Source organism: Streptomyces sp. NPDC017993, assembly GCF_044328065.1.
Lineage (GTDB): Bacteria > Actinomycetota > Actinomycetes > Streptomycetales > Streptomycetaceae > Streptomyces.
Window position 1 is genome coordinate 1 of sequence record NZ_JBIRGO010000057.1, and the last position, 6,390, is coordinate 6,390.

The following is a 6,390-nucleotide window of genomic DNA, read 5'->3' on the forward strand; positions in this document are numbered from 1 at the left end:
GACGCGGCCATGGAGATCACCACCGACGCCGTCCAGCTGCTCGGCGGCTACGGCTACACCCGTGACTACCCCGTCGAGCGGATGATGCGCGACGCCAAGATCACGCAGATCTACGAGGGCACCAACCAGGTCCAGCGCATCGTCATGGCGCGCAACCTGCCGTAGCCGTAGTAGGCACAGAAGGGCCCGGACCGCAGGCACGGTCCGGGCCCTTTCCTCTGTCTGTCCTGCGCTTCCGGCGTCCTGGGACGCTGCCGGTCGCTGCTAGTCGCTGGTGACGGTGACCTTCTCGTCGTTGTTCAGCTGCTGGACGAGCTGCTGGAGCTTGTTCTTGTCCCACAACAGGTTGCCGCCGGAGCTGCCGGAGGTCGGCATGTTCATCGACTTGCCCTCGCCGCCCGTGACGCCCTTCATCGCGAAGAACATCTGGCCCAGGTTGAACAGGCTCATGTCCTTGTCGGTGATGAGCGTGTCCAGGCCGGCGCCCATCGTCGGGTAGAGCTTGAAGGGGTTGAGGATCGTGGCGGGCGTCGCGGTCTGGCTCGCCAGCGAGGCCAGGAACTTCTGCTGGTTCTTGGTGCGGTCCAGGTCGCTGCCGGCGAAGGCGTGCCGGGTGCGGACGAAGGCCAGCGCCTGCTGGCCGTTGAGCGTCTGCTTGCCTGCCGGGAAGTCGGCGCCCGCGTTCTTGTCCTTGAAGGCCTTGGGGATGTTCATCTCGACGCCGCCGATGGCGTCCACGATGTTGGCGAAGCCCGCGAAGCCGATCTCGACGTAGTGGTCGATGTGCAGCTTGGTGTTGAACTCGACGGTACGCACCAGCAGTTCGGGGCCGTCCTCGGCGTATGCGGCGTTGAGCTTGGTGTGCCGTCCCGTGCCCGGGTACTTCTTGCCGGAGTCGGAGCCGACGAACGAGGGGATCTCGACGTCCGAGTCACGCGGCAGGGATATCAGCGTCGGGCCGTTGCTCCCGTCGTGCAGGATCATCATCGAGTCGGTGCGCTTGCCCTCGGCGGAGCCGGTGTGCAGCTTCTTCTTCTCCTCGGCGGACATGCCCTCACGGCTGTCCGAGCCGACGATCAGGTAGTTCGTGCCGTCGCCCGTCTCGGGCCGGTCGATGACCTTGCTCAGGTCCACCTCGCGGCGCACCTTGCCGTCCGCCCAGAAGTACGTGGCGACCGAGGTGACCAGGAGCACCGCGATCAGGGTGAGCACGGTCACCTTGATGCGGCGGCCCCAGCGGGGGCGCGGACGGCCGCCGCGGCCGTCCCGGCCGTCACCGTCGTAGCCACCGCCCCCGCCACCGCCGCCGCCGTAGACCTGGCCGGTGTTGTAGCCGCTGTCGAAGTCGTCGTAGCCCTGGGACTGCTGCGACGGCACGCCGCTCCGACGCGGGGACATCTGCGGCGGCAGCGGCGGCTCGCTCCGCGGGTGGCCGGGGACGGCGTCGCGCCGCACCCGCGGCATGGCGCGCGCACCCTCCGGCTCGTGGCTGCCGCTGCCACGTCCGTACCGGTTGCCGTTCTGGTCGCCGGACCACCCATTGGGCCACTCATTCATAGGGGGAAGTCTGCCTGCCGAGAGGGCCGGGGAAATAGGGCGGGTGCCGGATCGGGCCAGGGCTGTTGCAGACCTGATGCAAAGTGACGGCGCCGCTACCGCCGCATACCGCACGGGGATGTGACCATTCCGACGGGCCATACGGAATCATCCATTCCGGATGGTTTCGGGAGCGGACGAGGGGCATCGGCACGGATGGCGCCGGGCGGCGGCGCCCGCCACCGGCTTAGGCTGGGCCCATGACCGATCTCGTCACCAACAGCCCGGAGGGCGAGCTTGTGGGCAAGCTCACCGCCGTCTCCCGGACCACGCTGTCGCACATCATGACCGCCGGCGACACCAACCTCCTCGGGACCGTGCACGGTGGCGTGATCATGAAACTGGTCGACGACGCGGCGGGCGCGGTGGCCGGACGGCATAGCGGCGGGCCCGCGGTGACCGCCTCCATGGACGAGATGGCCTTCCTGGAGCCGATCCGCGTCGGCGACCTCGTCCATGTGAAGGCCCAGGTCAACTGGACCGGCCGGTCCTCGATGGAGGTCGGCGTACGCGTCCTGGCCGAGCGCTGGAACGAGTCCACCCCGGCCCAGCAGGTCGGCTCCGCCTATCTCGTCTTCGCCGCGGTCGACGAGCAGGGCAAGCCCCGCCGGGTGCCGCCGGTGATCCCGGAGACCGAGCGGGACAAGCGGCGCTACCAGGAGGCGCAGATCCGCCGTACGCACCGGCTGGCGCGGCGGCGCGCGATCATGGAGCTGCGCGAGCGACGCGCCGCGGAAGGCCTCGACGACGCGTAACCGTCACCGCCAGCTGCGCCAGCAGCGCCACCCCCGCGCCGGCCACGGTGCCGACCGCCGCGCACAGCACGTCGTCGACATCGGCGATCCCCCCGGCCCGCATCACCAGCTGCGCCCCCTCGATGGCCACACACAGGCCCACCCCGAGCAGGAACGCCGCGGCCGCCGTCCAGCGCGGCACCGCGAAGCGCAGCAGAAGCGGTCCCGGCAGGAAGAGCGCGGCATTGGCGATCTGCTGCCTCATCAGCATCGCCAGCTCCTCCGGCTCCAACTGGGCGCCCGGGTCGAGCAGCCCCTCGCCGGGCTTCCACCAGACCGTCGCGTCGGTGGAGCCGATCGGCTGGGTGGGGGAGAGCGTCGCCACCAGGACCAGCAGCAGCCAGCCCGCCAGCAGGACGCCGGCCATCAGGCGCGGTCCGTCGCCTCCGGCAGCGCGCGCGGACCACAGGGCGAGGGCCCATGCCAGCGCCAGCGCGGCGGCGAGGAAAAGCGCGACGGAGGTGGGGGTGATGCCCAGTACGACCTGCCACACGATGTGCCCCCTTCAGGACATCCCCGGCTTCAACCGCAGCTCCACTTGGTGACGAAGACCCGGTCCCTGAATTCCATGACGCCCCGGATGCACTCGTCCGGGAGCATCCGGACGCGGCCGCTCAGGGCGACGGCGCCGTGCAGCGTTCGCCGGCTGCCGAACCAGCCGGGAAACGCGGTGATCTTCGGGTTCTTGCGCTGGAAGCCCAGCCGCACGGTGATCTCCGCACCGGAGGCGAGCGGGGCGGGCGCGGTGGACGAGCCGGCGACCCGTGGATTCGTCGGATCGGCGGCGCCGGTCCGCCGGTAGGTCGTGCGGTACGTCCCATCCGCACCCACCGGGCCGCGCAGACACAGCTGACCGCGCATCAGATCACCGCAGCCGGTCGGCGCGGCGGGTGCCGGCGGCGCCGCGGCGGCGGTGGCCGCGACCAGGCACAGCGCCGCGACGGAGACCGCGACCCGGCGGGCGTGGCCCCGGCCGGCCGGCCGGTCCGCCGTCGGCGGGCTCTTCGTGCAGCGGGGCGCGGGCACGGTCATGGGCACACCGCCTGGTCGCCGGTGATCGCCGAGAAGTCCCCGGAGTTCTGCGGGGACACCTCCGCCCGGACCTGCTGCACCGCCTTGTGGTTCCCGCCGACCGTCACCTGCATCACCGCGCCCTGGTTCGGCACCGGACGCAGCTCCGCGCCGGGCAGCGCCGCGGCCAGCGAGCGCGCCGAGCGGTCCCACCGGGGGTCGTAGGTGATGAGCGTGCGCGCCAGTGCGCCGCCGGTGCCGTTCCCAGGAGCCCCGGTGGTGGCGAAGCCGGAGGCGCGCAGCGCTCCGTCGACGGCGTTGCCCAGGCCGGCCCTGCGGGTGCCGTTGGTCACGTGCACCTGGATCTGGGCCGGCGGGACCTCCACGACCTTGGCGTCCGACTTCGGCTTGGCCGAGCGCACCGCGAGCGGCCGGTCGTCGCGGATCGCCTGGAAGAGCTTCCTGGACTTCACCGGATCCCACTGCACGGTCTCGCCCAGCCCCGGCACCTTCAGGCTCACACTGCGCAGCGGTACGGAGGTGAACTCCGACGACGACGCCGTGAAGCCGCGCATCGCCTGCCCGAGATCGACCATGTCGTTGGCGCCGAAGCTCCCGTCGGCGCGGACGGACTCCAGCATCGTGTCGGCCACCTCTTTGAAGCGGATCGGGTTCATCAGCACCCCGGAGGAGGTGGTCTGGTGGATGAGGGCGGCGAGGAAGCGCTGCTGGCGCCGCATCCTGCCGAGGTCGGCGGAGCCGTCGATGTGCCGCGAGCGCACGTACTGGAGCGCCTGGCCGCCGTTGAGCCGGCTCCTGCCGACCGGCAGGTCCAGGCCCGTGTAGCTGTCCTTCAGCGGCCGCACCGTGCAGATCTCCACGCCGCCGACGGAGTCCACGCTCCGCATGAAGCTGGTGAAGTCGACCTCCAGATAGTGGTCGATGTGCACACCCGTCATGTGCTCCACGGTCCGCACCGTGAGGTTGGCGCCGCCCTCCGCGTACGCCGCGTTCAGCTTCACCGGGTGCCGGGGGCGCCGCTTGCCGGTGGCGTCCTGGTGCTCGGGCACCACGGCGTAGGAGTCGCGCGGCAGGCTGATGACGCTGGCACGGTTCCGGTCGGCGGAGAGGTGCACCAGCATCAGCGTGTCGGTGCAGTGACAGGGCGCGCCGCCCAGGTGGTACTGCCGCTTCTGCGCCTTGGAGAGCTTGTCGCGGCCGTCCGTGCCCACGATCAGGAAGTTCAGGCCGCCGGTGCTCGTGGGGGGCCGGTTGTTCATGCCCTTGAAGGCGTCCACCCGGCCGATCCCCTTCTCCACGCCCGTGACCATGGCGTGCCCCACACCGCTCGCGACCAGCAGCAGCATCGAGGCCACGGTGCAGATCCGCAGTCCCCAGCGGCGCCGCGGCGGGCGCCGTTGCCCTGCGGACCGGCGCGGGACGGTGCGGGGGGAGCCGGGCTGCGCGGGGTGAGGGGAGCGGGACGGGGCGGTCACGGGGGACACCTCCGCGGCGGGGCGGGTGGGGGCGGCGGCCGGCCGGGGCGCAGCAATTCGGTACAGGTCGGTACGAAGCCGGCTGGTACACCGTAAGCCGATATGATCTCCTGCAAAGCATCACACGCCGGGCGTCGGGCGCCCGGCCACCCGGCTGCCGTCCGCCGGTGTCCCCCGTTCGCGGTAACGTGAGCCGAGATATCGCAGTCTCCCGGCGAGCGCTGCCGCTCGATGGCGGCTTTGCCGCGGGCCGTCCCCCCGAGGATCCATGTCCCAGCAGCAGCCCCCGGCCGTCTCCGTGATCATGCCGGTGCTCAATGAGGAACGTCACCTCCGCAATGCCATCCGGCACATCCTGCAGCAGGAGTACGCCGGCGAGATGGAGGTGGTGATCGCCCTCGGTCCGTCCACGGACCGCACGGACGAGATCGCCGCCGAGCTCGTCGCGGAGGACCCCAGGGTGCACACCGTGCCGAACCCGACGGGCCGTACCCCCGCCGCGCTCAACGCCGCGATCAAGGCGTCCCGGCACCCGATCGTGGTCCGTGTCGACGGCCACGGCATGCTGTCGGCGAACTACATCGCCACCGCCGTACGCCTCCTGGAGGAGACCGGCGCGCAGAACGTCGGCGGCATCATGCACGCCGAGGGGGAGAACGCCTGGGAGGACGCGGTGGCCGCCGCCATGACCTCCAAGATCGGCGTGGGCAACGCCGCCTTCCACACCGGCGGGCAGGCCGGCGAGACGGAGACCGTCTACCTCGGCGTGTTCCGGCGCGACGCGCTGGAGCAACAGGGCGGCTACAACGAGGAGTTCATCCGCGCCCAGGACTGGGAGCTGAACTTCCGGATCCGCGAGGCCGGCGGGCGGGTCTGGTTCTCGCCCGAGCTGAAGGTGCAGTACCGCCCGCGCCCGAGCATCAAGGCGCTGGCCAAGCAGTACAAGGACTACGGCAAGTGGCGCCACGTCGTGGCCCGCTACCACTCCGGCTCGATCAACCTGCGCTATCTCGCGCCGCCGACCGCGGTGTGCGCGATCGCCGCGGGCGTGGTCGTCGGCGCGGCGCTCACCCCGTGGGGCTTCGTCGTCCCGGGCGGCTACCTCGCGGCCATCGTCGCGGGCTCGGTACCGGCCGGGAAGGGACTCTCCCTGAAGGCCCGCGCCCAGATCCCCGTCGCCCTGGCAACCATGCACATGACCTGGGGCTTCGGCTTCCTGACCAGCCCGCGGGCGCTCGCCCGCAAGGTGATCGCAAGCCGCCGTCAGGCCGTACCGGCGCCGGTCGAGCAGACCGCGACGCACGACGATCAGCAGTAGCACGAACGCCGACGAAGGGGCGGGGCGGGCCGGTTGGCCCGCCCCGCCCCTTCGCGTTGCGCGTCCGGGCGCGGACACGCCCTAGGGCGTGTCCGCAAAGTCGGTTAGTCGTTGCTCTGTTCGTGGTGTGTCGTCATGAACTGTCTGATCAGGCATGGGCTGTGATCAAGCCGTT

General features: G+C 71.2%; 7 protein-coding genes. 3 read left to right on the top strand and 4 right to left on the bottom strand.

The window, feature by feature from the left end:
- A partial coding sequence (locus ACH4FH_RS38760) for an acyl-CoA dehydrogenase family protein (protein WP_398560688.1) occupies positions 1 to 165 on the top strand: 165 nt, incomplete at its 5' end.
- Positions 166 to 264: 99 nt separating this feature from the next.
- Here the strand turns inward: ACH4FH_RS38760 and ACH4FH_RS38765 are convergent.
- Positions 265 to 1,557, bottom strand: a complete 1,293-nt coding sequence (locus tag ACH4FH_RS38765; protein ID WP_398560682.1) for an LCP family protein — start codon at positions 1,555 to 1,557, stop codon at positions 265 to 267.
- A gap of 239 nt (positions 1,558 to 1,796) precedes the next feature.
- On the opposite strand from ACH4FH_RS38765, the gene ACH4FH_RS38770 reads away from it, so the two are divergent.
- Positions 1,797 to 2,351, top strand: coding sequence for an acyl-CoA thioesterase (locus tag ACH4FH_RS38770; protein WP_398560683.1), 555 nt, complete (start codon positions 1,797 to 1,799; stop codon positions 2,349 to 2,351).
- On the opposite strand, the gene ACH4FH_RS38775 is transcribed toward ACH4FH_RS38770, so the two are convergent.
- From ACH4FH_RS38775 to ACH4FH_RS38785, 3 genes are read right to left on the bottom strand one after another with little or no spacing between them, the layout of a single operon-like run.
- A complete protein-coding gene (locus tag ACH4FH_RS38775) occupies positions 2,302 to 2,883 on the bottom strand; it encodes a VanZ family protein (protein ID WP_398560684.1) in 582 nt (193 codons plus the stop codon). The genes ACH4FH_RS38770 and ACH4FH_RS38775 overlap by 50 nt on opposite strands.
- Before the next feature lie 29 nt (positions 2,884 to 2,912).
- Positions 2,913 to 3,422 (bottom strand): hypothetical protein, encoded by a 510-nt coding sequence (locus ACH4FH_RS38780; protein WP_398560685.1) that lies wholly within the window; start codon positions 3,420 to 3,422, stop codon positions 2,913 to 2,915.
- Entirely contained in the window at positions 3,419 to 4,897 is a 1,479-nt protein-coding gene (locus ACH4FH_RS38785) for an LCP family protein (RefSeq protein WP_398560686.1), read from the bottom strand. Before ACH4FH_RS38785 ends, ACH4FH_RS38780 begins: the two co-directional genes overlap by 4 nt.
- A 268-nt stretch (positions 4,898 to 5,165) precedes the next feature.
- Between ACH4FH_RS38785 and ACH4FH_RS38790 the strand changes: the two genes are divergently transcribed.
- Positions 5,166 to 6,215, top strand: a complete 1,050-nt coding sequence (locus tag ACH4FH_RS38790; protein WP_398560687.1) for a glycosyltransferase family 2 protein — start codon at positions 5,166 to 5,168, stop codon at positions 6,213 to 6,215.
- Positions 6,216 to 6,390 lie beyond the last annotated feature (175 nt).

Bases quoted from the DNA above. Each gene is read 5' to 3' on its own strand.
- ACH4FH_RS38765 (WP_398560682.1), bottom strand. From the start codon at position 1,557: ATGAATGAGTGGCCCAATGGGTGGTCCGGCGACCAGAACGGCAACCGG.
- ACH4FH_RS38790 (WP_398560687.1), top strand. From the start codon at position 5,166: ATGTCCCAGCAGCAGCCCCCGGCCGTCTCCGTGATCATGCCGGTGCTC.
- ACH4FH_RS38770 (WP_398560683.1), top strand. From the start codon at position 1,797: ATGACCGATCTCGTCACCAACAGCCCGGAGGGCGAGCTTGTGGGCAAG.
- ACH4FH_RS38780 (WP_398560685.1), bottom strand. From the start codon at position 3,422: ATGACCGTGCCCGCGCCCCGCTGCACGAAGAGCCCGCCGACGGCGGAC.